This is a genomic window from Streptomyces sp. SP18BB07, assembly GCF_036322545.1.
In the GTDB taxonomy this organism is placed as follows: Bacteria; Actinomycetota; Actinomycetes; order Streptomycetales; family Streptomycetaceae; genus Streptomyces; species Streptomyces deccanensis.
Genome location: NZ_JAQYWT010000284.1, coordinates 84,043 through 110,291, shown reverse-complemented (window position 1 = coordinate 110,291; position 26,249 = coordinate 84,043). Strand labels below are relative to the sequence as shown.

At 73.4% G+C, this 26,249-nt stretch carries 23 protein-coding genes; 14 read left to right on the top strand and 9 right to left on the bottom strand.

Annotation, left to right across the window (positions count from 1 at the left end; genetic code table 11):
* Positions 1-16: 16 nt before the first annotated feature.
* Positions 17-928, bottom strand: coding sequence for a helix-turn-helix domain-containing protein (locus PUR53_RS15730; protein ID WP_329908636.1), 912 nt, complete (start codon positions 926-928; stop codon positions 17-19).
* A 63-nt stretch (positions 929-991) separates the two neighbouring features.
* On the opposite strand from PUR53_RS15730, the gene PUR53_RS15725 reads away from it, so the two are divergent.
* Complete coding sequence (locus PUR53_RS15725; RefSeq protein ID WP_329898045.1) at positions 992-1,786, top strand: phytanoyl-CoA dioxygenase family protein; 795 nt, start codon at positions 992-994, stop codon at positions 1,784-1,786.
* Positions 1,787-1,803: 17 nt separating this feature from the next.
* Here PUR53_RS15725 and PUR53_RS15720 read toward each other — a convergent pair whose 3' ends face one another.
* From PUR53_RS15720 to PUR53_RS15710, 3 genes are all read right to left on the bottom strand, one after another.
* On the bottom strand, positions 1,804-2,469 hold the full coding sequence (locus tag PUR53_RS15720) for a response regulator transcription factor (RefSeq protein WP_329898044.1): 666 nt from the start codon (positions 2,467-2,469) through the stop codon (positions 1,804-1,806).
* On the bottom strand, positions 2,466-3,710 hold the full coding sequence (locus tag PUR53_RS15715) for a sensor histidine kinase (protein WP_443080309.1): 1,245 nt from the start codon (positions 3,708-3,710) through the stop codon (positions 2,466-2,468). Before PUR53_RS15715 ends, PUR53_RS15720 begins: the two co-directional genes overlap by 4 nt.
* An 87-nt stretch (positions 3,711-3,797) precedes the next feature.
* A complete protein-coding gene (locus PUR53_RS15710; protein ID WP_329898043.1) occupies positions 3,798-4,940 on the bottom strand; it encodes an ABC transporter substrate-binding protein in 1,143 nt (380 codons plus the stop codon).
* Between the two features lie 279 nt (positions 4,941-5,219).
* Between PUR53_RS15710 and PUR53_RS15705 the strand changes: the two genes are divergently transcribed.
* The 4 genes from PUR53_RS15705 (at position 5,220) to PUR53_RS15690 (ending at position 10,776) form a co-directional block, all read left to right on the top strand.
* Positions 5,220-7,967 (top strand): helix-turn-helix transcriptional regulator, encoded by a 2,748-nt coding sequence (locus PUR53_RS15705; protein WP_329908634.1) that lies wholly within the window; start codon positions 5,220-5,222, stop codon positions 7,965-7,967.
* A 261-nt stretch (positions 7,968-8,228) separates the two neighbouring features.
* Positions 8,229-9,053, top strand: a complete 825-nt coding sequence (locus PUR53_RS15700) for an alpha/beta fold hydrolase (protein ID WP_329898041.1) — start codon at positions 8,229-8,231, stop codon at positions 9,051-9,053.
* 55 nt (positions 9,054-9,108) lie between these two features.
* Positions 9,109-9,906, top strand: coding sequence for an alpha/beta hydrolase (locus PUR53_RS15695; RefSeq protein ID WP_329898040.1), 798 nt, complete (start codon positions 9,109-9,111; stop codon positions 9,904-9,906).
* Between the two features lie 78 nt (positions 9,907-9,984).
* A complete protein-coding gene (locus PUR53_RS15690) occupies positions 9,985-10,776 on the top strand; it encodes an MBL fold metallo-hydrolase (protein WP_329898039.1) in 792 nt (263 codons plus the stop codon).
* Here PUR53_RS15690 and PUR53_RS15685 read toward each other — a convergent pair.
* Together PUR53_RS15685 and PUR53_RS15680 are read right to left on the bottom strand one after the other, a co-directional pair.
* The gene (locus PUR53_RS15685; protein WP_329908664.1) at positions 10,766-11,353 is read right to left on the bottom strand and encodes a flavoprotein; all 588 of its coding nucleotides are present in this window, start codon (positions 11,351-11,353) and stop codon (positions 10,766-10,768) included. The genes PUR53_RS15690 and PUR53_RS15685 overlap by 11 nt on opposite strands.
* 89 nt (positions 11,354-11,442) lie before the next feature.
* Positions 11,443-12,471, bottom strand: coding sequence for a helix-turn-helix transcriptional regulator (locus PUR53_RS15680; protein ID WP_329908632.1), 1,029 nt, complete (start codon positions 12,469-12,471; stop codon positions 11,443-11,445).
* Between the two features lie 279 nt (positions 12,472-12,750).
* Here PUR53_RS15680 and PUR53_RS15675 point away from each other — a divergent pair, with 279 nt between their 5' ends.
* From PUR53_RS15675 to PUR53_RS15665, 3 genes are all read left to right on the top strand, one after another.
* The gene (locus PUR53_RS15675) at positions 12,751-13,788 is read left to right on the top strand and encodes a sugar ABC transporter substrate-binding protein (protein WP_329908631.1); all 1,038 of its coding nucleotides are present in this window, start codon (positions 12,751-12,753) and stop codon (positions 13,786-13,788) included.
* Between the two features lie 9 nt (positions 13,789-13,797).
* Positions 13,798-16,467 (top strand): ATP-binding cassette domain-containing protein, encoded by a 2,670-nt coding sequence (locus PUR53_RS15670; RefSeq protein WP_329908629.1) that lies wholly within the window; start codon positions 13,798-13,800, stop codon positions 16,465-16,467.
* Between the two features lie 67 nt (positions 16,468-16,534).
* A complete protein-coding gene (locus tag PUR53_RS15665) occupies positions 16,535-18,232 on the top strand; it encodes an amidohydrolase (protein WP_329908628.1) in 1,698 nt (565 codons plus the stop codon).
* A 78-nt stretch (positions 18,233-18,310) separates the two neighbouring features.
* Here the strand turns inward: PUR53_RS15665 and PUR53_RS15660 are convergent, their stop codons facing one another.
* On the bottom strand, positions 18,311-19,252 hold the full coding sequence (locus PUR53_RS15660; protein ID WP_329898033.1) for an LLM class flavin-dependent oxidoreductase: 942 nt from the start codon (positions 19,250-19,252) through the stop codon (positions 18,311-18,313).
* A 156-nt stretch (positions 19,253-19,408) separates the two neighbouring features.
* On the opposite strand from PUR53_RS15660, the gene PUR53_RS15655 reads away from it, so the two are divergent.
* Complete coding sequence (locus tag PUR53_RS15655; protein WP_239759304.1) at positions 19,409-19,981, top strand: MarR family winged helix-turn-helix transcriptional regulator; 573 nt, start codon at positions 19,409-19,411, stop codon at positions 19,979-19,981.
* Positions 19,982-20,109: 128 nt separating this feature from the next.
* Here PUR53_RS15655 and PUR53_RS15650 read toward each other — a convergent pair whose 3' ends face one another.
* On the bottom strand, positions 20,110-20,775 hold the full coding sequence (locus PUR53_RS15650) for a TetR/AcrR family transcriptional regulator (RefSeq protein WP_329898032.1): 666 nt from the start codon (positions 20,773-20,775) through the stop codon (positions 20,110-20,112).
* 88 nt (positions 20,776-20,863) lie between these two features.
* Between PUR53_RS15650 and PUR53_RS15645 the strand changes: the two genes are divergently transcribed.
* From PUR53_RS15645 to PUR53_RS15630, 4 genes are all read left to right on the top strand, one after another.
* Positions 20,864-21,817, top strand: a complete 954-nt coding sequence (locus PUR53_RS15645; protein WP_443078159.1) for an NAD(P)-dependent alcohol dehydrogenase — start codon at positions 20,864-20,866, stop codon at positions 21,815-21,817.
* Between the two features lie 168 nt (positions 21,818-21,985).
* On the top strand, positions 21,986-22,606 hold the full coding sequence (locus tag PUR53_RS15640) for a LysE family transporter (protein WP_329908627.1): 621 nt from the start codon (positions 21,986-21,988) through the stop codon (positions 22,604-22,606).
* An 83-nt stretch (positions 22,607-22,689) separates the two neighbouring features.
* Positions 22,690-23,151, top strand: coding sequence for a carboxymuconolactone decarboxylase family protein (locus tag PUR53_RS15635; protein WP_329898029.1), 462 nt, complete (start codon positions 22,690-22,692; stop codon positions 23,149-23,151).
* A gap of 137 nt (positions 23,152-23,288) precedes the next feature.
* Positions 23,289-23,735 (top strand): nitroreductase family deazaflavin-dependent oxidoreductase, encoded by a 447-nt coding sequence (locus tag PUR53_RS15630; RefSeq protein WP_329898028.1) that lies wholly within the window; start codon positions 23,289-23,291, stop codon positions 23,733-23,735.
* Positions 23,736-24,045: 310 nt separating this feature from the next.
* On the opposite strand, the gene PUR53_RS15625 is transcribed toward PUR53_RS15630, so the two are convergent.
* Positions 24,046-25,104, bottom strand: coding sequence for a cation diffusion facilitator family transporter (locus PUR53_RS15625; RefSeq protein WP_329908626.1), 1,059 nt, complete (start codon positions 25,102-25,104; stop codon positions 24,046-24,048).
* 106 nt (positions 25,105-25,210) lie between these two features.
* Between PUR53_RS15625 and PUR53_RS15620 the strand changes: the two genes are divergently transcribed.
* Positions 25,211-26,227: a glutathione S-transferase family protein gene (locus PUR53_RS15620; protein WP_329898026.1), complete on the top strand. Its 1,017-nt coding sequence runs from the start codon at positions 25,211-25,213 to the stop codon at positions 26,225-26,227.
* The last annotated feature ends 22 nt before the right edge of the window (positions 26,228-26,249 follow it).

Genomic DNA, 26,249 nt, shown 5'->3' with positions numbered 1-26,249 from the left:
CCGGCGAGGGTTCCGCTCAGCCGCCGTCCCGCAGGCGCTGTCTGTACTCCCCCGGCGGCACCCCGTAGCGCTGCCGGAACACCCTGCTGAAGTGGAACGGGCTGGCGAACCCGGAGGCGGCGGCCACACGCTCCACCGGGAGTCCGGTGGCCTCCAGGAGCCGGGCGGCGTGCAGCAGTCGGGCCTGGCTCAGGGCCCGCATCGGGGAGTGGCCGAGCTGCTCGGTGAAGAGGTGCGCGAAGCGGGACGGGGAGAGGGAGACCCGCTCGGCGAGGGAGCGGACGGTGTGCGGGGCGGCGGGGTCCGCGGCGATCAGGTCCTCGGCCCGGCGGATCCTCGGGTCGGCCCCCGACCGGCGGGGCTCCGCCCGGGCGGAGGTCAGCAGCACCACCTCCTCCAGTGAGCACAGGGCGAGTTCACGGGCGGCGGTGCCGTGCGCGACGGCGACCTCCTCACCGGACGGGACGGCGCCCGGCGCCGGCGGTGCGTCCTCGCCGGTCCAGCGGGCGTCGGCGAGCATCCGGCGGAAGGCCGCGTCGACGCGTTCCCGGACGCCCGCGGAGGCCGGGGGCAGGGCGTAGAGCCGGTCGGCGGTCCCGTACGGGCGCAGCCGTGCCGTCCAGGAGGCCCGGGCCCGGCAGTGCACCCACCAGAACGCCCAGTGGTCGGCGCCGGGCCGGACCGTGTAGTGCTGCGGCACGCCCGGGCCGAGGACCACCAGGTCGCCGGGGCCCGACGGGGTCCGGGTCGAGCCCTGCCGCAGCAGACCTCCGCCGCCCGTGGTCCAGGTGAACAGCCAGCTGTCCGCGCCGCGCGGCCGGTGCACGGCGTAGGGCGGCCGCTGGTCGAAGCGGCCGATGATCACCTGGTCCGGCGAGGGGTTGTCGGACGCAGCAGTCCCAGGCAGGTTGTCAGCACGCACAGGCATCCTCCCGAAAGACGCTCCGCCCTAGCTTGGAGCACAGGAACGACGCCGAGAAGGGAAGCGCGGATGACAGTCACGGACAAGTCGGAGTTCGAGGAGCACGGCTTCGTGGTGGTGCGGGGGCTGTTCCCGCCCGCCGAGATCGAGCAGTTGTGCGACCGCTTCGCGGCGCTGCGGGCCGGCGGGCCGATCCCGGGCCACTTCCAGCCCCGCCCGGCCCCGGCCGACGGGCCGGTGGACCCGCTGCATGTCTACCCCCGGGTGATGCACCCGCACCGCATCGACGACCTGTCGCTGCGGGTCCTCCTCGACACCCGGCTGCGGGAGATCCTCGAAGGGCTGCTCGGGGAGGAGGTCCTGGCCGCGCAGAGCATGTTCTACTTCAAGCCGCCGGGGGCCCGGGGGCAGGCGCTGCACCAGGACAACTTCTATCTGCGGGTCGAACCGGGGACGTGTGTGGCCGCGTGGATCGCCTGCGACGTGATCGACCGGGACAACGGCGGTCTGGAGGTCGTGCCGGGCACGCACCGGATGGATGTGTTCTGCCCGGAGGTGGCGGACTCGGAGCTGTCCTTCGCCCGCGAGTACGTCCCGCCGCCGCCCGGTCTGACCCCCGTGCCCGTCGACATGGCCCCGGGTGACGTCCTGTTCTTCAACGGCAGCCTGGTCCACGGCTCCCAGCCCAACCGCACCACGGACCGCTTCCGCCGTTCCTTCATCGGCCACTACGTGGGCCGCTCCGCCGAACGCATCGGCCGCTACTACGAGACGCTGACGATGAGCGGCGCCCCCGTGGCCCTGGCGGAGAGCGTGGGAGCGGGCCCGTGCGGCACGGAGTTCGAGCCGATGGGCGCCCACTGAGCGGGCTCCGCGCCTCCTCAGCCCAGTTCCAGGAGTCCCCGCCGGACCGCCTCGGACACCGTGCTCGCCCGGTTCTCGGTGCCGAGTTTGCGGTAGACGCGGACCAGATGGGTCTTGACGGTGGCCTCGGAGAGAAAGAGGGAGGCGGCGATGGAGCGATTGCTGTGGCCCAGCGCCAGCAGGCGTACGACCTCGATCTCCCGGTCGCTCAGGACGGTCCCCGGGTCGGCCAGGTGCCCGGCCAGATGTCCGGCCGCCTCCGGGGCCAGCCCCGTGCCGCCGGCCGCGGCGGCACGCACGGCACGGAACAGTTCCTCCGGTGGTCCGGCCTTGAGGACGTAGCCGCGGGCGCCCGCCTCCATCGCCCGTACGACATCGCCCCGCGTCCCGGAGCTGGTCAGGACGACGACCCGGCTGCCGGGGGTCTCGGCGGCGATCCGCCGGGTGGCGGCGAGGCCGTCGGCCCGGGGGCCGGGGGCCGTGTCGTCGGTCAGCCGGAGGTCCATCAGCACCACGTCGGGGCGCAGTCGCGCGGTGAGACGGACGGCCTCCTCGCCGTCGCCGGTCTCACCGACCACGTCGAAGCCGGGTTCGCCGGTGAGCAGGGCGCGCAGTCCGGCGCGTACGACCACGTGGTCGTCGACGACCAGGACCCGCAGCGGGGTGTCGTCCGGGCCGGTCACCGGCTGGCCGCCGGGCCCGCGAGGGCGAGGGCGTCCACGGGGAGGGTGGCGCGGGCCAGGGTGCCGCGACCGGGTGCGCTGCGGACGGTGAGCGAGCCGCCGAGGGCGCCCAGCCGCTCCCGGCCGGCGGTCAGGCCGAGGCCGCGGCAGCCCGGCTTCGGTGCCGCCACCGCCGCGTCGAAGCCCACGCCGTCGTCGCGTACCTCGACGGTGACGGTCATGTCGTCGCGGTGGTCGAGGGTGACCCAGACGTGCCGGGCGCGCGCGTGCTCGCAGGCGTTGGCCAGCAGCCCCTGGGCGACGCGGAGCAGGGCGGCGGCCCGGTCGCGGGGCAGGTCGCCCGGTTCGCCCTCGGTGCGGAACACCACCCGCGAGGGTGCGGCGGTGTCACGGGCGCAGAGGGTGCGCAGGGCGGTGGTGAGGTCGTCGTGTTCCAGCGCGGGCGGGGTGAGGTCGCTGATGATGGTGCGGGTCTCGGCGAGGTTGGCGCCGAGCGTGTCCACGACCGTGCGGACCTGGGTCCTGGCGAGGTCGGGACGGCGGTCCCAGTCGCGGTCGGCGGCCTGGAGGAGCATCCGGCTGCCGGCGAGTTCCTGGGCGAGCGTGTCGTGCAGGTCGCGGGCGATCCGGGCGCGCTCTGCGAGCCGGCCGGCCTCGCGCTGGTTCCGCGCCAACTCGGCCCGGGTGCGCCGCAGTTCGCCGAGCAGGCGCTGCTGGGCGCGGTACAGGGCGACCGTGGTCCACAGTGCGGCGACCGGTGGGAGGAGCTGTTCGGGATGGACGGTTCCGGAGGTCCGGGCGATCAGCAGGACGAGCGGCACGGTGATCACGCCGACGACAGCGATCGCCGTACGGCTCGTGAACATGCGCAGGGCGAGGATCGCGAGCGGGAGCACCAGCCAGGTGTAGGCGGTGGCGGCCGGGGCCGGCATCTCCCAGGAGACCCGGCACCACAGCGTCAGCAGCGCGCCGAGCCACAGCGGGCGGCCCCACCGGCCCAGCCGGTCCCAGAGGGCGAGACCGGCCACGTACCCGACCGCCAACAGCGCGACGAGCGGGACCAGTTCCCAGCACAGCGTGGAGTTCAGGTCGGCGAGTCGGACGGCTCCGCCGACGGCGACGGTCAGGAACAGCAGGTCCGGCAGCCGCCGAAGCGGCGGTAAAGCTCGGCGCGGGACGGCGGGGGCGGCGATGGCGGGCACGGCGGCGGCGATTCCCTCTGCGACGGTCCGGACGGGCACGGGCTGGCGGGGCCAGCCGAGTGTAGGCCGTGACACGTGTGACCGGGGTAAAGGAGTGCGCCGTACCCGCCGTGACCCGCGGGGTGGTCACCGCCCGGGGTGCAGGCCCAGGACTCCTGGCGTCGGGTCGCCCTTGACCTCGCCGAAGTAGAGGGCGAAGGTCTGCTTCCAGCGCTCGACCTGGGCGCGGTCCTCCATGAACCGGGGGAAGCCGTCGAGGTGCGCGTTCCGGTAGGTCCAGATGGGCGCCAGGCCGCCGGCGGGCGTGATGTCGGTGCGGACGGACCAGGCGGAGCCCTGCTGGCGTTCGGCGGACAGTGCCCAGTTGAGGTACAGCTTGGCGGCGGTGGGGTGGGCGGCCTTCCGGAGGATCGCGGCGCGCTGGCCCCAGGCCATGAAGGGGTGGCCGTCGGCGACCGCGAAGCGGGTCGGGGCCGTGGCGGGCGCGGTCAGCGAGCCGGACCCGCCGACGCCGATGGCCTTCTGCTTGGCGTTGACCGCGACACCCGGGCTGTGCGAACCGCGGTTGAACTGCGGCTGCTGGGCGGCGAACTTCGCGATCCAGTCCCAGCCGTAGGCCTCCTGGTAGAGGGAGAAGAGGTACAGCACCGCGTCGTCGTCGTGCGGGTAGGAGGAGGCTATGGCGCCCTTCCAGCGCGGGTCGACCAGCTCCTGCGGCGACTTGGGCGCGTTGCCGCCGACGGCCTCGACGCCGTACATGTAGCTGAAAGCGGTGACCCGGATGGCCGTCCAGGCACCCTGCGGGTCACGGAAGTCCTTGTACAGCTGGGAGAAGCCGGCGGGCTTGTAGGGCAGCAGCTTGCCCTGGCTCTTCCAGCGGGTGAAGTCCTGGAGCGTCTGGAGCTGGACGACGTCGGGGACCAGGGTGCCGGTGGCGAGCTGGTTGTCGACGCGGACGTCGTGGTACTTGCTGTAGTCCACGACCATCGTCAGGTCGATGTCCGGGAAGCGGGTGCGGAACGCCTGGGCCGTGGCGTCCTGCTGGGTGGCGGTGTCGCCGCCCGCGTAGATGACGAGCTTGCCGCCCTCGGCGACCGCGTCGCGGTACAACTCGTCGAGGGAGCGGGTCTCCTCGGCGCCCGCCGCCGCCGTACGGGAGCCGGGCGCCGACGCGGTGGCGGCCTGTGCGGTGCCGGTCGCGGCGAGGCCGCCGAGCGCGGCGCCCGCGCCGGTGGTGAGGATGCGTCGCCTGCTGAAGCTGCTGGCCATGTGGGGGAAGGTCCTTTCCGGGCTGGTCCGTGGGGCGGTGCCGCCGCCGCGGCACCGCAAGTCTGTGACCGGCGGCGTCCGCCGCGCGTCGTCCGTGAGCCGCCGATCCGTTCAACCGTTCGGTTGAACGCGCGGCCTCATCCGTCACGGTGCGACCCCTCCGTACCGCTCTCGCCCGATGCCCGAGTACGCCCGGCCGCGCGCTGATTGAATGGGGCGGCTTCACCACAACCTCATACGGCCTGCACAAAGGGCCCCTGTTCGAAGGGCGTCGGCGTCGTGGTTCTCAAGGGGCGGGGCAGGGAACGTGAGCGGCTCGAACAGCTGGTGGCGGAGGTGCGGCGCGGGCTGAGCGGGGTCCTGATGTTGCGGGGCGACGCCGGGATCGGGAAGACGGTGCTCCTCGATCACGCAGGCCGGGAGGCAGCCGATCTGCGGGTGTTGCGCGTGGCGGGCGTGGAGTCCGAGGCGACGTTCCCGTTCGCCGCGCTGCAGCGGCTCCTCGTGCCGTTCCTGGACGAGCTGAAGGAGCCCGGTGGGCTGCCGCCGTCGCAGCACGACGCGCTCAGGGTGGCGTGCGGGCTGGCCGACGGTCCGCCCGCCGACCGGTTCCTGGTGGGGCTCGCCACGCTGACGCTCCTCGCGGAGGCCGCGAAGCGACGGCCGGTGCTGGCGTGCGTGGACGACGCCCAGTGGCTCGACGAGGAGTCGCTGGGCGTCCTCGCCTTCGTGGGACGCAGGGTGCACGCCGAGGGCGTGGGGCTGCTGTTCGCGGCCCGGACCGGGTTCGAGGCACCGGCGGGGCTGCCGGTCGCCGAGGTGGGCGGCCTGGAGGAGCCGTTCGCCCTGGAACTGCTGCGGGAGGCCGTCACCGGGCCGCTGGACGCCCGGGTGGGCGCGCGGATCGTGGCCGCGACCGCCGGGAACCCGCTCGCGCTGACCGACCTGGGGCAGGAGTTGACCACCGACCAGCTCTCCGGCTCGTCGGCGCTGCCCGAACCACTGCCCGTGGGCGGCCGGTTGGAGGCGCACTATCTGCGGCGGGTGCGCGAGCTGCCGCCGGCGGCGCGGACCTGGCTGCTGTTGGCCGCGACCGCGCCGGGCGGCGACCTCGGCTATGTCACGCGTGCGGCGCGCCGCCTCGGCATCGGGCCCGAGGACTCCGGCCCGGCCGAGGCGGCGGGGCTGGTGACGCTGCGCACGGCCGCCGAGTTCCGGCATCCACTGGTGCGGTCGGCGGTGTACGGCGGTGCCACCAGCGTCGAGCGGGGGCGGGCCCACCGGGCGCTGGCCGAGGTGACGGACCGGCCCGCCGACTCCGACCGGCGGGCCTGGCATCTGGCGGCGGCCGCCCTCGGGCCGGACGAGGAGGTGGCCGCCGAGGTGGAGCGCTCGGCCGACCGGGCGGGCGCGCGCGGCGGCCACGCGGCCCGCGCCACCTTCCTCGGCAGGGCCGCCGAGCTGACCCCGGGGGAAGTCACCCGGGCCGGCCGGCTGCTGGCCGCGGCGGAGGCCGCGCTGTCGGCGGGGGCACCGCTCCAGGCGGAGTCGCTGCTGGACGCGATCGACGTGGCCCTGCTCGGCGACGTCGGCCGGGGCCGGGCCCTGCTGGTGCGCGCCCAGGCGGTGATGTTCCTCGGTGACATGGGCGGATTCGCGGCGGCGCCCGCGCTGTGTCTGCGTGCCGCGCGGGCCCTCGCCGACGGGGCCCCGGAGACGGCCCGCGAGGCGCTGCTGCGGGCGGTGCGGAGCGCGATCACCGCCGAGCACCTCGTCCGGGACGCCACCTGGGCCGACATCGCGGGGGCCGTGGACGACCTGCTGCCGCGCACGGCGCCCGCCACCGGTGTCGACCTGGTGCTGCGCGCCTTCGCCGTCCTCGTCACCGACGGCTACGAACGGGCCGTGCCCCACATGCGGCGGGCCCACGAGATGGTGCGGGACCCCGGCACCTCGGACCACGACGTGCTCCGCGCGTATCTGCCCACCGTCACCCTGACGATGATGCTCTGGGACGAGGAGACCCAGCGCGCTGTTATGCGCCGAGCCGCCGACATCGCCCGGGACACCGGCTCCCTGCTGGAGCTGGACAGCGCCCTGTACTGCTCGGTGATGCACGAGACCAACCTCGGTGAGCTGGCCCTCGCGGACGATCTGCACGCCCAGGGCTCACAGATCCGCGCGGCGATCGGCGCCACCGACGACATGTGGGCGCTCTACCGGCACCCCGAACTGCTCGCCTGGCACGCGGACACCGAGGAGCTGGAAGCGGTGCTGCGCGGCTCCATGGAAGCCGGTGCCTGGCTGGGCAGCGGCGCGGTGGAGTCCATCGCCCGTATCGGCATGGCGATCCTCGCCCTCGGCTCTGGCGACTACGCGCGGGCCCGCACCCTCACCCAGGAGCTGGTCGGCCAGGACCCGATCGGCTGCCACTCCCGGATCCTGCCCCACCTGGTCGAGGCGGCCGTCCGCTGCGGCGACCGGGTCCTCGCCACGACGGTCCTGCGGACCCTGGAGTCCCGAGCGACGGCCACGGGCACCCCGTGGGCGCTCGGTCTGCTGGCCCGCTGCCGGGCCCTGCTCGCGCCCGCGAACGACGCCGACCCGCTCTACCGCGAGGCGATCTCGCTGCTCTCCGGCGGCGCCACCCGGGCCGACCTCGCCGTCGCCCACCTCCTCTACGGCGAATGGCTGCGCCGCCGCAAGCGCCGCAAGGCCGCCCGGGAACAGCTGCGGACGGCGCTGACGATGTTCGACACCATGCGGGCCCGGGGGTACGCGACGCGCGCCGCGCGGGAGTTGGCGGCGACCGGTGAGCATCCGCGGCGCGGCTCGGCCGGAGCGGACGGGGCCCTCACCCCGCAGGAGCTGACCATCGCCCGGCTCGCCGGGGCCGGCTCCACCAACGCCGAGATCGCCGCCCAGCTGTTCATCAGCGCGAGCACGGTCGACTACCACCTGCGGAAGATCTTCCGGAAGCTCGACGTCACCTCCCGGCGGCAGCTGGCGCACGTCCCGGAGCTCTAGGCGGCAGCCGGCACGGTGACTCACCCTCTGAGGCGGCAGCCGGTACGGGTGACGCGGCTCCGAGACGGCAGCCGGAAGGGTGACGCGGCTCAGGGGCGGCAGCTGTGGCGGGGTGGAGGGCCCCGGCATACCGTCGGTCACGGGGGGCGGACCGCGTGGTCCGCCCCCCCGTCACGACTACGCGTTCCACAGGATTCGGCGCCGCGCCGGCCCGCCGGAGGATGCAGGAGTCGAACACGCCCGCAGACGGGAGCACCCCCCATGCCGTACGTCACCACAGCCGACGGGGCACAGATCTTCTACAAGGACTGGGGTCAGGGCCGCCCGGTCGTGCTCAGCCACGGCTGGCCCCTGAACTCCGACAGCTGGGAGGCACAGCAGCTGTTCCTGGCCAGGCACGGCTACCGCGTCGTCGCGCACGACCGGCGCGGGCACGGCCGCTCCACCCAGACCTGGCACGGCAACGAGATGAACACCTACGCCGACGACCTCGCCACCCTGATCGACACCCTCGACCTGCGCGACGTCACGCTCGTCGGGTTCTCCACCGGCGGCGGCGAGGTGACCCGCTACGTGGGGCGGCACGGCACGGGGCGGGTCGCGCAGCTGGTGCTGGTCTCCGCCGTGCCGCCGTTCATGCTCAGGACCGACGACAATCCCGACGGCGTACCCGTCGAGGTGTTCGACGCGATCCGCGCCGGGTCGCTCGCCGACCGGTCGCAGCTGTACCGGGACCTCGCCGACGGCCCGTTCTTCGGCAACAACCGGCCCGGGGCCGACGTGTCCCAGGGCGTGCGGGACGCGTTCTGGCTCCAGGGCCTGCAGTCCGGCCACCGCAACGCCTACGAGTGCGTCGCGGCCTTCTCCGCCACCGACTTCCGCGCCGATCTCGACGCCGTCGACGTGCCCGCCCTGGTCATCCACGGCGACGACGACCAGGTGGTGCCGTTCGAGGTGGGCGGCAGGGCGTCGGCGGCCCGGATCAAGAACGCGACGCTGAAGGTCTACCCGGGAGCCCCGCACGGCATCACGGACACGCACAAGGACCAACTCTGCGCGGATCTGCTGGAGTTCCTGGGTTCCTGAGCGTTCTGTTCCTGAGCGCCCTGTTCACCTCGTTCCAGTTCCTGGAAGGAAAACGATGAGCAGTCCCGACACGATCGTCCTGATCCACGGCTTCTGGGTGACGCCCCGGAGTTGGGAGCACTGGATCGCCCACTACGAGAAGCGCGGCTTCCGGGTCATCGCCCCGGCCTACCCGGGCTTCGAGGTGGAGGTCGAGTCGCTGAACGCCGACACCACCCCGATCGAGAAGGTGACGGTCCCCCAGATCGTGGACAGCCTGGCCGCCGTCGTCCAGGGTCTCGACAAACCGCCGATCCTCATCGGCCACTCCGCCGGCGGCGTCTTCGTCCAACTGCTCCTCGACCGGGGCCTCGGCGCGGCCGGCGTGGCGATCAACTCGGCGCCCACCGAGGGCGTGGCCGTACTGCCGCTGACCCAGATCAAGTCGGCGTTCCCGGTGCTGAAGAACCCCGCCAACCGGCACCGCGCGGTCGGCCTCACCTTCGAGCAGTGGCACTACGCCTTCACCAACACCTTCCCCGAGGAGGAGTCGAGGGCGTTGTACGAGCGGTACGCCGTCCCCGCGTCCGGCAGCATCTTCTGGGACAGCGCCCTGGCCACCCTGCGCCCCGGCCACCAGAGCACCTATGTGAACTACCACAACGAGGACCGGCCGCCGCTGCTGTTCGTCTCGGGCGAGAAGGACCATCTGATGCCGCCCAAGGTGCAGCAGTCCAACGCCAAGCACTACAAGTCGCAGACGGTCACCGAGGTCAAGGAGTACCCCGGGATGCCGCATCTGCTGCCCGCCGCGCCCGGCTGGGAGGCGGTCGCGGACCACGCCGTGGACTGGGCGGTCGCGCACGCCCGGTAGTCCCGGCCCTGTTTCGAGCGCATCCGGGGTGGCCGTCGTACGGCCACCCCGGATCTTTCTCCGGAAGGAGTCCCGCGTATGACCGGCGTCCGTGTGACGCACATCGGCGGTCCGACCGCGCTGATCGAGATCGGCGGCCTGCGGCTGCTGACCGATCCGACGTTCGACCCGCCGGGCCGCCGCTACGCGTTCGGCTGGGGCACCTCGTCCCGCAAGACCGCCGGGCCCGCGTTGTCGGCCGCCGAACTGCCGCCCGTGGACGCGGTGTTGCTGACCCATGACCACCACGGCGACAACCTCGACGACGCGGGCCGCGCCCTCCTCCCGGGCGTCGGGGTCGTGCTCACCACCAAGGCCGGGGCGCGACGCCTCGGCGGCAACGCACGGGGGCTGGCGCCCTGGGACACCTGGACGTTGTCCTCCGCCGACGGCACGACCGTCGAGGTGACCGCCACCCCCGCGCGGCACGGCCCACCGCTGTCCCGTCCGATCGTCGGCGAGGTGACGGGCTTCGCGCTCGCCTGGCCCGGCCAGCGGCACGGGGTGCTGTGGATCTCCGGCGACTCGGTCCTCTTCGCGGGCCTGCGCGAGGTGGGCCGCCGGCTGACCGTGGGCACCGCCCTGCTCCACCTGGGCGGCGTCGGCTTCCGGGTCACCGGCCCGCTGCGCTACACGATGACCGCCGCCGGGGCCGTGGAGGTCTGCCGGCACTTGCGTCCCCGTACCGTCGTGCCGGTGCACTACGAGGGATGGAGCCACTTCCGTGAGGCCCGCGCGGCGGCCGAGCGGACCCTGGCCGGGGCCCCCGCCGAGGTACGGGACGCGTTCCGCTGGCTGCCGATGGGGACGGCGACGGAGCTCAGCGTGTGAGGGCCCCGCCCTCGTCGCCCGCCTCCAGCAGGTCCAGCGCCCGTTCCCAGTGGAACTCCGCGCGCTCACCGCCCTCCTCGGGCCCGCCGGCGTACGGGTCGCCGAACCTGACGCCCATGCCGCGCAGCCGCTCCAGGCTCGCGCGGTACGCGGGGTGGGCGGCGAGGGCGTCGGCGACACAGGGCAGCACGGCGATCGGGACGCCCAGGCCGCACGCCTCGCACAGGGTGCCGACCGCGAGGGTGTCGGCCGTTCCGGCGGCCCACTTGTTGACGGTGTTGAAGGTGGCGGGGGCGACCACCACGGCGTCCGGCGGCGGGAAGGGGCGGGCGTCGCCCGGCCGCCGCCAGGCGGAACGGATCGGGCGGCCGGTCTGCGCCTCGACCGCGGCCACGTCGAAGAAACCGCCCAGGGCGACGGGGGTCGCGATGACCCCGACCTCCCAGTCGCGCTCCTGGGCGGCGGTGATCAGCTTGCTCACCTCGGCGGCGACACCGGCCGCGCAGACGACGACATAGAGGAAGCGTCGCCCACCCCCTCCGGACCCGCCCCGTCCCGACCCGGACCCGCCTCGCACGAGCCCGCCCCGCCCGGACCCGCCTCGTCCCGGCGGGTCGCCGGCCGTGTTCGCAGTCGCAGTCACCCGACGACCCTACTGAATCCCGCTCACCCCCCGGGCGATCTCTCGACGAAGCGTTCGACGTCCTCGGGGGTCGGTCGGAGCAGGCCGTCGCGCAGGGCGAGGGCGGTGGCCTCCGCGCGGGAGGCGGCGCCGGTCTTGCGCAGGAGGTGTTCGACATGGGTGTGCACGGTGCGCGGGGACAGGAACAGCGCCTGGGCGATGGCCTGGTTCGTCCGGCCGGTGGCCGCCCGGGTGAGCACCTCCAGTTCGCGCGGGCTGAGCCCGTACGGCAGCGCGGTGGGCGTCTCGTGGACGAGCACCGCGCTCCGTACGACGGCCGCGCCGAGGGTGTGGCGGCGCACGGTGACCCGGTACCAGTCGGGTCCCACGGGCCACAGCAGGCGCAGCCGGGTGCCGTGCGCGTCGGCGAAGGCGTCCAGCAGGCGGCGGAACTCGGGGTCCCGGAGGACCAAGGCGGGGTCCCGGCCCGGGAGTTCGAGGGTGTCGCCCGCGACGACGAGGCCGGCCCCGCCGTCCGCCGGGAGGTCGGGGAGGTCGCCCGCGTGCGCGGTGGGGTCGGCGAGGGCGCCCAGGGCGGGCAGCAGCGACGCCAGCAGGTGGCGGGTCGCGGTGTCGTAGGCGTCGGGGGTCGCCGTGGAGAGGGTGATCAGGCCGACGAGCCGCCCGTGGTGGCGGAGGGCGCCCGTCACCGCGTCGCGGACGCCCGCCGGGCGCATCCGCTCGGCGTAGAACCAGCCGTCGCGGTAGCGCTCGCCCGGGTCCTCGACGTCCTCGCAGATGGAGGGCGGGATCGCGCTGCGCAGGACGTTGGCGTACCAGGGGGTCGCGACGAACTCGGCGGCCAGCGCGGCGGAGACGTCGGCGTCGTAGCCGACGCCCGCGACCTGGACGTGGGCGCCGGTGATCGGGTCGATCTCCAGGAGGGTGGCGGCGTCCAGGGGCAGGGCGCGGCCGAGTTCGCGGAGGGCCTCGGCGCAGGCGGCGGCGGTGTCGCGTTCACGGGTGAGCATCCCGATGCGGGCGGCGGCCGCGAGCTGGTGGTGGGTGAGCATGGGAGCCTCCCGGGGCCGCCCCGAGACCGGTACAGGTCTTTTGGACCCTAACGATAGGCGGCCGGGGTGCGACGGACAAGAAGTTCACCGATCCGTGACGCCCTGACCGGCTGACCGGCTGACCGGCTGACCGGCTGACCGACACTCGGCCGCCGCCGACCCACGGCCCGCGGACTCGGTATTTGTACGGATGGTGGGGCGGGGCGGTGGGGTCTTTCCTGTTCGGCACAGCAGGACGCCCGCCGTCGACGGGCCCCGTCCCCCTTGGAGATCCCCGCCATGACCAGACGCCCCCTTTCCGTCACCCCGGCCTCGCGCAGGCAGTTCCTCGCCTGGTCGGCCGGCGCGGTCACCGCGACCGGGCTGGCCGCCACGGGCTGCAGCGCCCCGGAGAGCAGCTCCGGCGCGGCGAAGGCGGCGAACGCGTCCCCCTCCGCACGCAGGCTCACGCGGATCGGCCTCGACTACCCCTTCACCCAGATCCCGCTCTACAGCACCCTGGTGAAGCTCTCGACGGCCGCGGCGAAGAAGCACGACGTCAAGCTGCTGACGACGAGCGACGCGAGCAACCCCGACACCCAGGCCAGCAACCTCAACGCCTGGGTCACGCAGAAGATGCCCGCGATCGTGTCGTTCCCGATGGTCTTCGAGGCCACCGAGTCGATCGCCAAGGCGGCGCTCGACGCGGGCCTGATCTGGGTGACGTACGGCGGGACGCTGGAGAACCAGAGCGCCGACATCCAGTTCAGCTTCCGCGAGAGCGGCACGCTGCTCGGCGAGGCGGCCGCGAAGTGGGCCGACGAAGAGCTGAACGGCAAGGGGAAGATCGCGTTCCTGATCGACAACACGATCGAGCTGGGCCGGGAGCGCACCAAGGGCATGATCGACGCCTTCACCAAGCTCGCGCCCGGTGTCGACGTGGTGGCGCAGGAGCAGGCCATCGACCCCGACACAGGGCTGTCGAAGTCCAACGCGCTCCTCGCCAAGCACCCCGACCTGAACATCATCCTCGGCATCACGGACGCCGCGGCGTACGGCGGGTTCAAGGCGTTGCAGCAGAGCGGGCGGAAGAACGGCGACAAGAAGACGTTCGTCGGCGGCCAGGACGGCTCGGCCCCCTCCTTGCTCGCCATCAAGCAGGGCACCTTCTACCGGGCTTCGTCCGCCCTCGCCCCGCAGGACATCTCCAACGCCATCGTCGACGTACCGCTCGCGGTGGCCGCGGGGAAGGCGAACCCGAGCGTCGAGGTGCCGGTCAAGCTGGTCCAGCGCGGTGACACGGCGGAGATCGACGCGCTGCTCGCCCAGAACGGCTAGGGCGGCGCGATGGCCGACACGAGCGACCCGACGGGGGCGGCGGCCCTGCCGCCGAACCTGCGGATCACGTCCCTCAGCAAGTCCTTCGGCGGGGTGCGGGCGCTGGACGGGGTGGACCTCACCGTGCCCGCCGGCCAGGTGCACGCCCTGCTCGGACACAACGGCGCCGGCAAGTCCACGCTGATCAAGTGCCTGGGCGGGGCGTTCCCGCCGGACGCCGGGACGATCGAGGTGGGCGGGGTGCCGTACGCCCGGCTCAGTCCGCGTGAGTCGATCGCGGCGGGGGTGGCGATCATCTTCCAGACGCTCAGCGTCGTGGACTCCCTGACCGTGGCCGAGAACATCTTCCTCGGGCAGGAGTGGACCCGGTACGGGCGGATCGACCGCCGGGCCCAGGAGAAGGTGGCCGCCGAACTCCTCGACCGCGTCGCCGCGAGCTGCTCGCCGCGCGACCGGGTGGGTGAACTGCCCATGGGACAGAAGCAGTTGGTCGAGATCGCCAAGGCGCTCAGCCGCAGCGCCTCGGTGCTGGTCCTCGACGAGCCCACGGCCGCGCTCTCCGGCGCCGAGAGCGACGCCCTCGCGACCCGGGTGGAGGACCTGCGCTCCCAGGGCCTCGCCATCGTCTACGTCACGCACCTCCTGGCCGAGGTCGAACGCCTCGCGGACGCGGTGACGGTCCTCCGCGACGGCCGCGTCACCCACACGGCGACCGGCGTCCACCACCGCCACGCCCTGGTCCGGGCGATCACGGGGGCGGACGGCCCGCCGAAGCCCCACCGCGACACGGAGCCGCCGGCGCCGGGCGCGGACGGGCCGACGGTGCGCAGCGGTCCCCTACCCGGTGCCGCTGCGGCCCCCTCCTCCCCCTCCCCCGCGCCCGCCAGTCTCTCCCTGCGGGGGCTGCGCGGACCCGGCTTCGGGCCGGTCGATCTCACCGTCGGGGAGGGCGAGATCGTGGGGCTGTACGGGCTGATCGGGTCCGGGCGTACGCGGGTGCTGGAGACGTTGTTCGGCAGGCGGCGGGCCGACGGCGGCAGCGTCCACGTCGGTGGGCGTGCCGTCTCCCCCGCTCGCCCCGCCGACGCCCTCGCCGCCGGCATCGCGCTGGTGCCGGCGGACCGTCGGACGCAGGGCCTGTTCGCGGGGCTGAGCGCGCAGGACAACGTGCTGCTGCCGAGCGTGCGCACGCTCGCCCGGCGCGGGGTGCGAGCCCTCGGCGCGGAGCGGCGGGTGTTCGGCTCGCTCGCCGAGGCGGTGGGGCTGCGGCCCGCGCGGCCGGGCCTGCCGGCCTCCGCGTTCTCCGGCGGCAACCAGCAGAAGCTGCTGCTCGGCCGCTGGATCAACGAGGCCAGGACCGTCGATGTCCTGCTGCTCGACGAGCCGACGCAGGGCGTCGACGTCGGTGCCCGCCAGGAGATCTACGACGTCGTGTCCACGCTCGCCGGACAGCGCGGCACGGCCGTGCTGTTCGCCTCCAGCGACCCGGAGGAGGCGGCCGGCCTCGCCCACCGCTGTCTGGTCGTCGACCGGGGCCGGATCGTCGCCGAACTCTCCGGCCCGGACCTCACCGAGGCGTCCCTCCTTGCGGCGGTCCACGACGCGGGGCCCACGCCTCCGCGGCCGCACCATCCCCCGGACGGCGCCCCCCACCGCGCCGCCCGCCCTCTCCCCCGAAGGAACGCCATGACCGCCGTGACCGCCGCCGAGCGCGTCGTCCCCGGCCCGCGCGCCCTGGCCGCGCACGGGCTCTCGACGGTGCGCCGCCATCCCCTGATCGTCGTCCTCGCCCTGCTGGTGCTGGTGTTCCAGCTGTCCACCGGCAGCTTCCTCGACCCCGGGAACCTGCGCGGGATCGCCACCGACGCGGCCGCCCTCGCGATCGTCGCCGTGCCCCTGGCCCTGCTGGTGATCAGCGGTTACCTGGATCTGTCGGTGGGTTCGACGCTGGCGTTGGGCGCCCTGACGGCGGGCTGGCTCGCGGGGGAGCAGGCCCAGTCCCCCGTGGTCGCCGTCCTCGGCGCGCTGGCCGTCGGCGCGGCGGTCGGCGCCGTGAACGGAGTGCTCTGCTGCTATCTGGGGCTGTCGCCGTTCATCGTGACGCTGGGCATGCTGGCGGCCGTGCGCGGCCTCGCGCAGCAGCTCTTCCCGCTGCCGCTGAGCGGTTTCGGCGACGGCTTCGCCTGGCTGGGCGGGGCGCGGATCGCCGGGATCGCGGCCCCCGTCGTCATCGCCGCCATCGTGCTCGTCGCCGGGGCGCTGTTCCTGGCGTACACGCCCACCGGACGCCATGTGTTCGCGATCGGGGTCAACCGGGAGGCCGCGTATCTCTCCGGCATCGACGTCCGCCGTACGCCGTTCGCGCTGTTCGTGGTGACCGGTACGGCCGCCGCGCTGGCCGGGGCGATCAAGGCGTCCGTGCTGGACAGCGTGGTCGCGGGCACCTCGGGCACGGGTTTCGAACTGACCGTGCTCACGGCCGTGCTGTTGGGCGGGGTCGCCCTGAGCGGCGGCTCCGGTTCGGTTCTCGGGGTGCTGCTCGGCGTGCTGTTCCTGGGTTGTCTGCAGAACGGGCTGACACTGCTGAGCGTGCCGACGTTCTGGCAGCAGATGGCGCAGGGCGTGGCCCTGGTGGCGGGCGCGGCGCTCGCCTACTTCGGCCCACGCGCCACCCGGTGACCGGCGCCCAGGGCCCCTCCTGCTCCCCAGCCCCTCCCCCGCACCCAGACACCCCAGAGAGGTCCTCGTGAGCGACACTTCCCCCACCCTGGTCCTGACCGGCGGTCAGGTCGTCACCGTCGACGCCGGTTTCTCCGTCGCCGAGGGTGTGGCCGTGCGCGGCCGGGAGATCGTGGCGGTCGGCACGGACGCCGAGATGCGCGCCCTGGCCGGGCCGACGACACGGATCGTCGAGCTGGCCGGGCGCACCGTGCTGCCGGGCATCAACGACTCGCATCTGCACGGCGCCGCCTACGGGCTGTCCAAGCCTCCGTTCGCCCTGGACGTGGGCCACCCGGCGGTGGGGTCGATCGCCGACATCGCCGGAACGGTGGGCGCGGCGGCGCGGGCCGCCGCGCCCGGCGAGTGGATCGTCGGTCTGGGCTGGGACCCCGGCTATCTCGCCGAGTGCCTCGCCGAGCCGGGCCGTCTCCCGCACCGCGCCGACCTGGACGCGGTGGCGCCCGGCCACCCCGTCTGTCTGACCGACTTCTCGCAGCACATGGTGTGGGCGAACAGCGAGGCGCTGCGCCGCTGCGGGATCGACGCCGACACCGTGGCACCCGACGGCGGGGTCGTCGACCGCGACCCCGACGGCCGGCCCACCGGCATCCTGCGCGAGGCCGCCGGTGTCCTGCTCCAGGCCGCCCTCCCCGCCCCCACGGTCGCCCAGCGCCGCCAGGCCATCCGCCACGTCGTCGCCGAGCTCCACTCGCGCGGCATCACCAGCTACACCGAGCCGGGTCTCGGCCCCGGCGGCGCCGAGACCCTGTTCGGCGGGCTGAGCACCGACAACTGGACGGCGTACGCGGAGCTGGCCGCGACCGGCTCGCTGCACGCCCGGGTCAGTGTCCTGCTGCTGCCCGCGCCGATCGGCGGCTCCGCCGAGGACGTCCGCAAGGGTCTCGCCGAGCTGCACCGCCCGGAGTCGGCGGACCCCCGGCTGCTGAACGCCATCGGCGTGAAGATCTTCGCCGACGGGGTGCCGCCGAACCGTACGGCCTGGATGAACGAGCCCTACGTCGGCGGCGGCCACGGCTCCCTCTGTGTGCACGGGCGCACGCCCGAGCTCCAGGTCGACGAGTTGTTCGACATGATCCGGATCGCGCACGAGGCCGGTTACCAGCTGGGGGTCCACGTCACCGGCGACCGGGCCATCGACCTCGTGGTGGACGCGTTCACGGCGGCGCAGGAGGCCGTGCCGCGCGCCGACGCCCGGCACTACGTCATCCACGGCGACTTCATCGGCGCGGACAGCCTCGCCCGGCTGGCCGCGCACGGCTACGGCGTCAACATGAACCCGGCCATCAAGTGGACGATCTCCGATCTGATGGCGGAGGTCGTGGGCTCGGAGCGGTCGGCGTACCAGTGGCCCGCGCGGTCGGCCTTCGACGCGGGCGTGGCGGTGTGCGCCAGTTCGGACGCGCCGATCACGGTGCCCGACTGGCGGCAGGGCGTCGCCGGGATGCTGCTGCGCGAGTCGAAGGCCAGCGGCCGGGTCAGCGGTCCCGAGCAGCGGGTGGAACTCGCCGAGGCGCTGCGGGCGTACACGATCAACCCGGCGCGGCAGGACTTCGCGGAGGAGTGGAAGGGGTCCGTGGAGGTGGGCAAGGTGGCGGACCTGTGCGTACTGGACCGGCCACTGCTGGGTCTGGACCCCCATGAGATCACCGGGGTCGAGGTCGACATGACGGTGTTCGACGGCGGGGTCGTCTTCGAGCGCTGAGCCAAGGGGCCGCGAGGCGAAGGCCGGTGCCGCTGCGGCGGCGCCGGCCTTGTCGTGTCGGGTTTCGAAGGGATCCCGTCAGCTCGTCAACGCCTCGACCCTGCGCATGACCTCCGCGCAGAAGGCGCCGACCCCGTCGGGGTCGTCGATGAACTGGTTGGGCTTGACGCAGAAGGTCGTGAAGCCCTGCTCCAGCTGCTCGGGGATCGAGGCGAGGGCCGCCCCGAGGTCCGCGGGGGAGTGGTCGTCGGGGAAGACCGCCTGGGTGCCGCCGATCATCTCCAGTTCGGCGGCGTCCCGTCCGGCGGCGGTCATGGCCTCGTCGAGTGCCTTGAGGTCGTCCGGGGTCGGGCGCCCGAGGGGGTGGAAGCCGTGGCCGTACCGGACCAGCCGGCGCAGGACGGGGCCGTGCAGGCGCTGCCCGCCGAACCACAGCCGCGGCCCCTCGGGCCGGTACGCCTTGGGCTCGAAGTAGACGTCCCGGAACGGGTAGTGCTCGCTGTCGTGGGAGATCGGGGACGGCCCCCAGGCCTTGGCCCAGACCTCCAGGTGCTCGTCGAGCAGCCGGCCCCGCCTGCCGAAGGGCACGCCGAGCGCGTCGTACTCGTCCCTGCTCCAGCTGACCGTGGGCTGCACCAGCAGCCGTCCCTCGCTGAGCAGGTCGAGGGTGCCGAGTTCCCTGGCCATCAGCAGGGGGTGGCGCAGCGGGGCGAGGACGGCCGCGGCGGCCAGGCGCAGGCGTTCGGTGACGGAGGCGATGGAGGCGAGCAGGAGCAGGGAGTGGGGCCAGGGGGTGTAGGGGTCCTGGTTGCCGGGGAGGGCGTAGTCGCGGGGATTGCCCATGATGCCGTCGGCGGCGGCGTCGGGGCCGAGCACGATGTGTTCGCTGACCATGACGGAGTCGAACCCGGCGTCCTCGGCCTCGCGTGCCCACCGGACGGCGGTGGGCAGGTCGGCCCGGCCGCCGGTGAGGGTCCAGTTCTCGCTGAGGACCAGCAGCATGCGGGGGGTGGTGCTCATGGGTGATTCCCTCTCCTCCGTACAATTTGATCCCGAATGACTGAACGACCGAACGATTCAACGCTCGAACGACCGAATGTCCGCATGAACGACGGACCGGGACCGGGGTGGCCGCAGTGGGCCCTCCCGTCCGGCCGTGAGACCGAAGGAGCACCCGTGCCCGGCCAGCGATCCATCACCGAAGCCGAAAAGCTCGCCGCGGCGAAGCTGGGGGACTTCTCCATCCGCCGGGACCAGATGGCGGCGGTGGCGAACATCTACCGGGCCGCGTCGGCGGTGCGACAGCACCTGGAGAACTCCGTGCTGCGCGGCTCCGACCTGACCTGGACGGCCTTCGTGGTGCTGTGGGTCGTGTGGGTGTGGGGCGAGTCCGAGACCCGGCACGTGGCCGAGGAGGCGGGCATCTCCAAGGGCACGCTCACGGGGGTGGCCCGGACGCTGGAGTCGCGCGGGCTGGTGCGGCGGGCGGACCACCCGACGGACGGGCGGCTGGTGCTGCTGGCCCTCACCGACGAGGGCGAGGAGCTGATGCGGCGGGTGTTCCCGGCGTTCAACGAGGAGGAGGCCTTCGTCACCGGGCAGCTCAGCGACGCGGAGTGCCGGAGCCTCGCGGAGGGGCTGCGCAGTGTCGTGCTCCAGGTCGAGGAACACGGCGAGGAGCGCCGCCGCACTCTGCTGAACGGCGCCGAGCCCGCGCCCCGACGCAGTGGCCGCCGCCCGAAGGCGTAACGGCTCCGCCCCCGACGCACCTGTCCGTCCACCTCTGGACCTTCCTCATCGTTTGGATTCAAACAAGGTAGGCGGACGCCGAATCCATGGTCAAGGGCCCACGGCCGATCGGCCTTCGCTGCGCGGTGTCAGCCGCTGTCGCCCTGCCGCGCGCGGTGCCCGGCAGGCAGCAGATGCCCGAGGTCGAGGCCGGTCGGCGGCGGCAGCGGCGTATGCGCGGCGTCGGCGCGAAAGGAGTCGAGCAGATAGCCCACCAGGCGCCGTGAGGCCGCTGCGGGGTCGGGTGTGGCACCGAGCGCGTTGTTCGCGAGCAGGACCACCGTCAGATCCGAGGGATGGAAGTCCTTCCGCAGCGCCCCCGCGCTCTGCGCCCGTCGCACCAGGGCCGCGAAGCCGCGCTCGCCCCGCAGCCGGCGCCGGGAATGGTCCGCGGCCGCGTCCGGGAAGACGGTGAGGAACGCCTCCGTGAAGCCGCGCTCGGCCGCCTGCAGGGCGCACACCTTCTCGATCACGTGGCAGAAGCCGCGCCATGGGTCCGGATCGTCCAGCCCCTCGACGACGGCCGCGCCGCACGCCTCGAGCTGGTCGGCGAAGATCTCCCTGATCAGTTCGCCGCGGGTCGGGAAGCGGCGGTAGAGCGTGGCGACGCCCACCCCGGCCTTCCGCGCGATGGCCGCCATCGGCACCTCGATCCCGTGCCGGGTGACGGCCTCGCGTGCGGCCTCCACGATCCGTTGCCGGTTGCGCTCGGCGTCCGCGCGCAACCGAGGGGATCTCGCGTCGATCTCTCTCACCTCCGGCTCAAGTGGACGATGGTCTCCGCTTACCACCGTACGGTCGATCGTAGACAGCGATCACAGCGAGGTGTGCGACATGAGCGAGATGATGCGAGCGGCACTGTACGACCGCTTCGGCGGCCCCGAGGTGCTGTACGTGGGCGAGGTGCCCAAGCCCGTCCCCGGGCCCGGCGAAGTGCTGGTGAGAGTCGGCGCCACCAGCGTCAACGGCGGTGAGCTGCATGCCCGCGCCGGTCGGGTCAAGCTGCTCACCGGCAGGAAGTTCCCGCTGCGCACCGGCCTGGACTTCGCCGGAGAGATAGCCGGGTTCGGCTCTCCCGCCGCCGGGCTCGCCCTCGGGGACCGGGTCTGGGGCGTCCTGGCGCGCTCCTCCGGCTTCGGCAGTGCGGCGCAGTACGTCGTCGTCCGGCCGGAGCGGATCTCCCGGAGGCCGGAGGGCCTCGACCCCGTCGACGCCGTGGCGCTGCCCGTGGGCACCACGGCCATCACCGCCCTGCGGGACAAGGCGCGACTGCGTCCCGGCGAGCGCCTCCTGGTGCGGGGCGCGGCCGGAGGTGTGGGCAATGTGGCAGTCCAGTGGGGCAAGGTGATGGGAGCTCATGTCACGGGGCTCGCCCGCGCGGACAACCTGGCCCTGGTCCGCGAGCTGGGCGCCGACGAGGCGCTCGACCACCGATCCACCACGCCGGCCGACCTCGGCCGCTACGACGTGGTCCTGGACACCGTGGGAAAGGACGTACCCGCCTATCGCGGGCTCCTCGCCCCGGGCGGGCGCATGGTGACCATCGCCCTCGACACCGACCGGATCGCCGCCTCGCTCGGCTGTCTCCTGGCCGGCGCCGTGCACGGCCGCAGCCGGCCGCGCTTCTTCAGTGGCAACCCGAAGACCGAACTCTTCACCGAACTGACGTCGTACGTCGAGCAGGGCATGCTCCGTCCGGTCGTGGACACGGTCTTCCCGCTGGCGGACATCGCGGCCGCCCATCGTGCGCTGGAGGCAGGCGGCGTGCGCGGCAAGCACGTCGTGCGCATCGACTAGCCCGACGGGGACCACGGGCCCAATTCGGTTGCGGGGCAGTGGTACCGGCCCCCAGGATCTGCCCATGTTCATCCATCACGCCTCCCCGACGCCGTCCCTCGCCACCGTCTCGTCGGTGCGGGGACAGCAGCAGCCGGGCCGACCGTGGGAGCCGACACCGCCCCGGTCATGACGGCCGCGCTCGTCGCGGGGCTCCTCGCCGGGTACGGCATCGCCCTCCCCGTCGGAGCCGTCGCGACCTACCTCGTCTCCCTCACCGCCCGTACCTCCCTGCGGACCGGAGTGTGCGCCGCGCTCGGCGTCGCGACGGCCGACGGGCTGTACGCCCTGCTCGCCGCCCTCGGCGGTACGGCCCTCGCGAACGCCCTGCAACCGGTGCTCACCCCCCTGCGCTGGGCCTCGGCCCTGGTGCTCCTGGCGCTGGCGGTACGCGGCGCGGTCGGGGCCGTGCGCCAGTACCGCGCCCGGCGCCTTCCCACCCGGGCGCAGCGGGATCCCGTCGGCCCGGCACGCGCCTACCTCACCCTCCTCGGCATCACCCTGCTGAACCCCACCACGGTGGTCTACTTCGCCGCGCTCGTGCTCGGCAGCCGCGCCACCGAGGCCGTGAGCCCCCTGGAACAGGCGGTGTTCGTCCTCACCGCGTTCCTCGCCTCGGCGAGCTGGCAACTGCTGCTCGCCGGTGGTGGCGCCCTGCTGGGCCGTGCGCTGACCGGACACCGGGGGCGACTGGCCACCGGTTTCGTGTCGAGCGCCGTGATCGCGGGACTGGCGGTGCTGATGCCGTAGCCGTCACATCCGCTCGCCGGGCTCCGTCAGTGGGGTGTGCGGCCGCCGCCGCGCACCCCACGAACCGATGAGGAGTCAGGACCATGCAGGCACGGATGAAGAACCCGGCGACCGTCCTCCCCGAGGCGCTGCCGGCGATCCAGGGGCTGATCAAGGCCGCGCACCAGGGCGGTGTCCCGCAGGAGATCATGGAGTTCACGCATCTGCGGGCCAGCCAGATCAACTCCTGCAGCGCGTGCGTCCACGTCAGCCTGGCGAGCGGCCGCAAGGCGGGCATCAGTGACGAGCGGCTGTGGGGTGTGGCCGCATGGCGCGAGGCGCCGTACTACTCGGACGCCGAGCGGGCCGCGCTCGCGCTGGCCGAGGAGATGACCCGGCTCGGCGACCGTTCCGGCGACGCGGTGCCGGACGAGCTCTGGGACGAGGTCGCCGACCACTTCGACGAGCGGCAGATCGCGTCGCTGGTCCTGTGGATCGCCACGACCAACCTGTTCAACCGCGTCAACGCGGCGATCAAGGAACCGGCGGGCACGACCTGGGGCTGACCGCCGCCGTCGGGGCGCCCGCACAAGTCCCGTGCGGGCGTGGCCCGATGAGGATGATTCCGCGTGGGGCAGGTGTTGAATGCGGGGAAGAATCGGTAGCGGAAGAAGTCAGTACGCGACAGCAAGGGACGGTAGCCATGCCACTTGAGGGCGAGTACGTGCCCAGCCCCACCCAGTGGGTGCGCGAGCAGGTCGAGTTGTACGAGAGCTCGGGCGGCACGCAGGGCACGACACTGCTGGACACCGGTTTGCCGGTCATCGTGCTCACCACACGCGGCGCGAAGAGCGGGAAGATCCGCAAGACGCCGCTGATGCGGGTGGAGCACGAGGGCCGGTACGCGGTCGTGGCCTCGCAGGGCGGTGCACCCAAGCACCCGGTCTGGTACCACAACATCAAGTCCGACCCGCTGGTGGAGCTCCAGGACGGGCCCACCCGGCAGGACCTGATCGCGCGTGAGGTCACCGGGGACGAGAAGGCCGAGTGGTGGGACCGGGCGGTCGCCGCGTATCCGCCGTACGCGGACTACCAGAAGAAGACGGACCGGGAGATTCCCGTCTTCGTGCTGGAGCCGGTGGAGGGGTGACCGGGCGGCGCGTCGTCGGGTGCGGGTCCGGTGGGGGCTGGTCGCTCAGTTCCCCGCGCCCCTGAAAAGCGGGGCTGCGCCCCTGCTTTTCGGCCCGAAAGGCCGCAGGCCCGTGAGGGCCTGCGGCGCTCACGGGGCGCGGGGAACTGCGCGAGAAGCCCCACTCACCCACAGCCGCACCCGCACCCGCCCCGGCACCGGCACCGGCACCGGCACCGGCACCGGCACCGGCACCGGCACCGGCACCGGCACCGGCAAGAAAAACTTCGCTTAGACGCGCATGTTCCCCGAAGGGCCGGGCACCCGAGTCTCAGGCCCCGCCGCGTTCCCCCGTCGCGGCGGGGCTTTCTCCTGCCCGCTTCCCCGGCCCCGTCTTCTCCGTCACGTCGAGGAAGATCTGGTCGGCCTCGGGGACGACATGGGCGATGGAGCGCTTGATGCGGACGGCGACCAGCTCGACCTCCTCGCTGTCGAGGCCGGGGACCAGGTCCACACGCGCGGCCACCAGGGTCGAATCCAGGCCGAGTTGCATGGTGAGCAGGGCCTCGACGGTGTCGATCTCGGGCTGTGCCTCCAGCAGGGAGCGGATCTTCCGGCTGGGTTCGGGGTCGGCGGCGACCCCTATGAGCTGCTCCCGCGCATCCCGGCCGAGCCAGTAGGCGACGTACACGAGCAGGGCCCCGATCGCGAAGGACGCGGACGCCTCCCAGATCACCTGGCCGGTCACCATGTGCAGGGCCATCCCGGCGATCGCGAGGGTCACCCCGAGGACCGCCGTGCCGTCCTCGGCGACGACCGTGCGCAGCGCCGGATCCTTCAGTCCGTCGACACCGCCCTGCCGCCGCACCTGGTGCAGGGCGCGCAGCAGTGAGGCCCCCTCGGAGAGGAGGGCCACGCCGAGGACGGCGATGCCGGCGACATAGCCGTCGTAGGACTCCGCGCTCTCGGACGTCAGGGCGTGCACGGCCTGGTAGAAGGAGAAGCAGCCGCCCATCACGAAGATGCCGACGGCGGCCAGCAGGGACCAGAAGAAGCGCTCCTTGCCGTAGCCGAAGGGGTGCCGGGCGTCGGCGGGGCGGCGGCTGCGGCGCAGCGCGGCGAGGAGAAAGACCTCGTTGAGGCTGTCGGCGACCGAGTGGGCGGCCTCCGAGAGGAGGGCGGGCGATCCGGCGAGGAGCCCGCCGACGGTCTTGGCCGCGGCGATCAGAAGGTTGGCGCCGAGAGCGACGAGGACCGTGATCCTGGTCCTGCGGTCCTCCCGCGTCCCACTCTCCTCCCTCGTCCCGCTTTCCTCCCGGGTCCCCGGTCCTTCGAGAACCGCCCCGCCCCGCTCGTTCGCCGTCTCGGTGTCTGGTGGTGTCCGGGTCACGTTCGCCGCTTGCCCCGACCGGTCGTGCTCACACCGTGGGGGTCGCGGAATTCGGGGAACCCTCATCAGGGCAGACGTATCCGGACGGGCCGGGAGGACGGACGGCATGAGTGTCGGTGAGGGCAACGAGGCGTACGGGCGAAAGGCGTTCAAGAGGTCCAGGAGCCATTTCGCGGACCGGATCACCGCCGACGGCCGCGACGGCTGGCCGGTGGAGGCGGGCCGCTACCGGCTGGTGGTCAGCCGGGCCTGCCCCTGGGCCAGCCGGGCGGTGATCGCGCGGCGGCTGCTGGGCCTGGAGGACGCCCTGTCGATGGCCGTCGCCGACCCGATCCAGGACGACCGGAGCTGGCGGTTCACGCTCGACCCGGACGGCCGCGACCCGGTGCTCGGCATCCGCTTCCTGAAGGAGGCGTACGACGCGCGGGAGAGCGACTACCCGGGCGGGGTCAGCGTCCCGGCGGTCGTGGACGTGCCGAGCGGTGAGCTGGTCACCAACGACTACCAGCGCCTCACCCTCGACCTCGCCACCGAGTGGAGCGGTCTGCACCGCGAGGGTGCGCCCGACCTGTATCCCGAGGCCCTGCGCGACGAGATCGACACGGTGATGGCGGAGGTCTACGAGGACGTCAACAACGGCGTGTACCGGGCGGGCTTCGCCACCGGGCAGAAGGAGTACGAGGAGGCCTGCGCCGGGGTGTTCCGGCGGCTGGAGGCGCTGTCGGAGCGGCTGGCGGGGCAGCGCTACCTCGTGGGCGGGACGATCACGGAGGCGGACATCCGGCTCTTCACCACCCTGGTGCGTTTCGACCCCGTCTACCACGGTCACTTCAAGTGCAACCGCTGGAAGCTGGCGGAGGACCCGGTGCTGTGGGCGTACGCCCGTGATCTCTTCCAGACCCCCGGATTCGGCGACACCGTCGACTTCGACCACATCAAGCGGCACTACTACCAGGTGCACACGGGCATCAACCCGACCGCCGTGGTGCCGCTCGGGCCGGATCTGGCGGGCTGGCTCGCCCCCCACGGGCGGGCGGACCTGGGCGGCAGCCCGTTCGGGGACGGCACGCCGCCGGGGCCGGTGCCGGCCGCCGAGGTCGTGGCCCCGCAGGGCCGTCCGTGACCGGACGGCATCACGAAGCGAA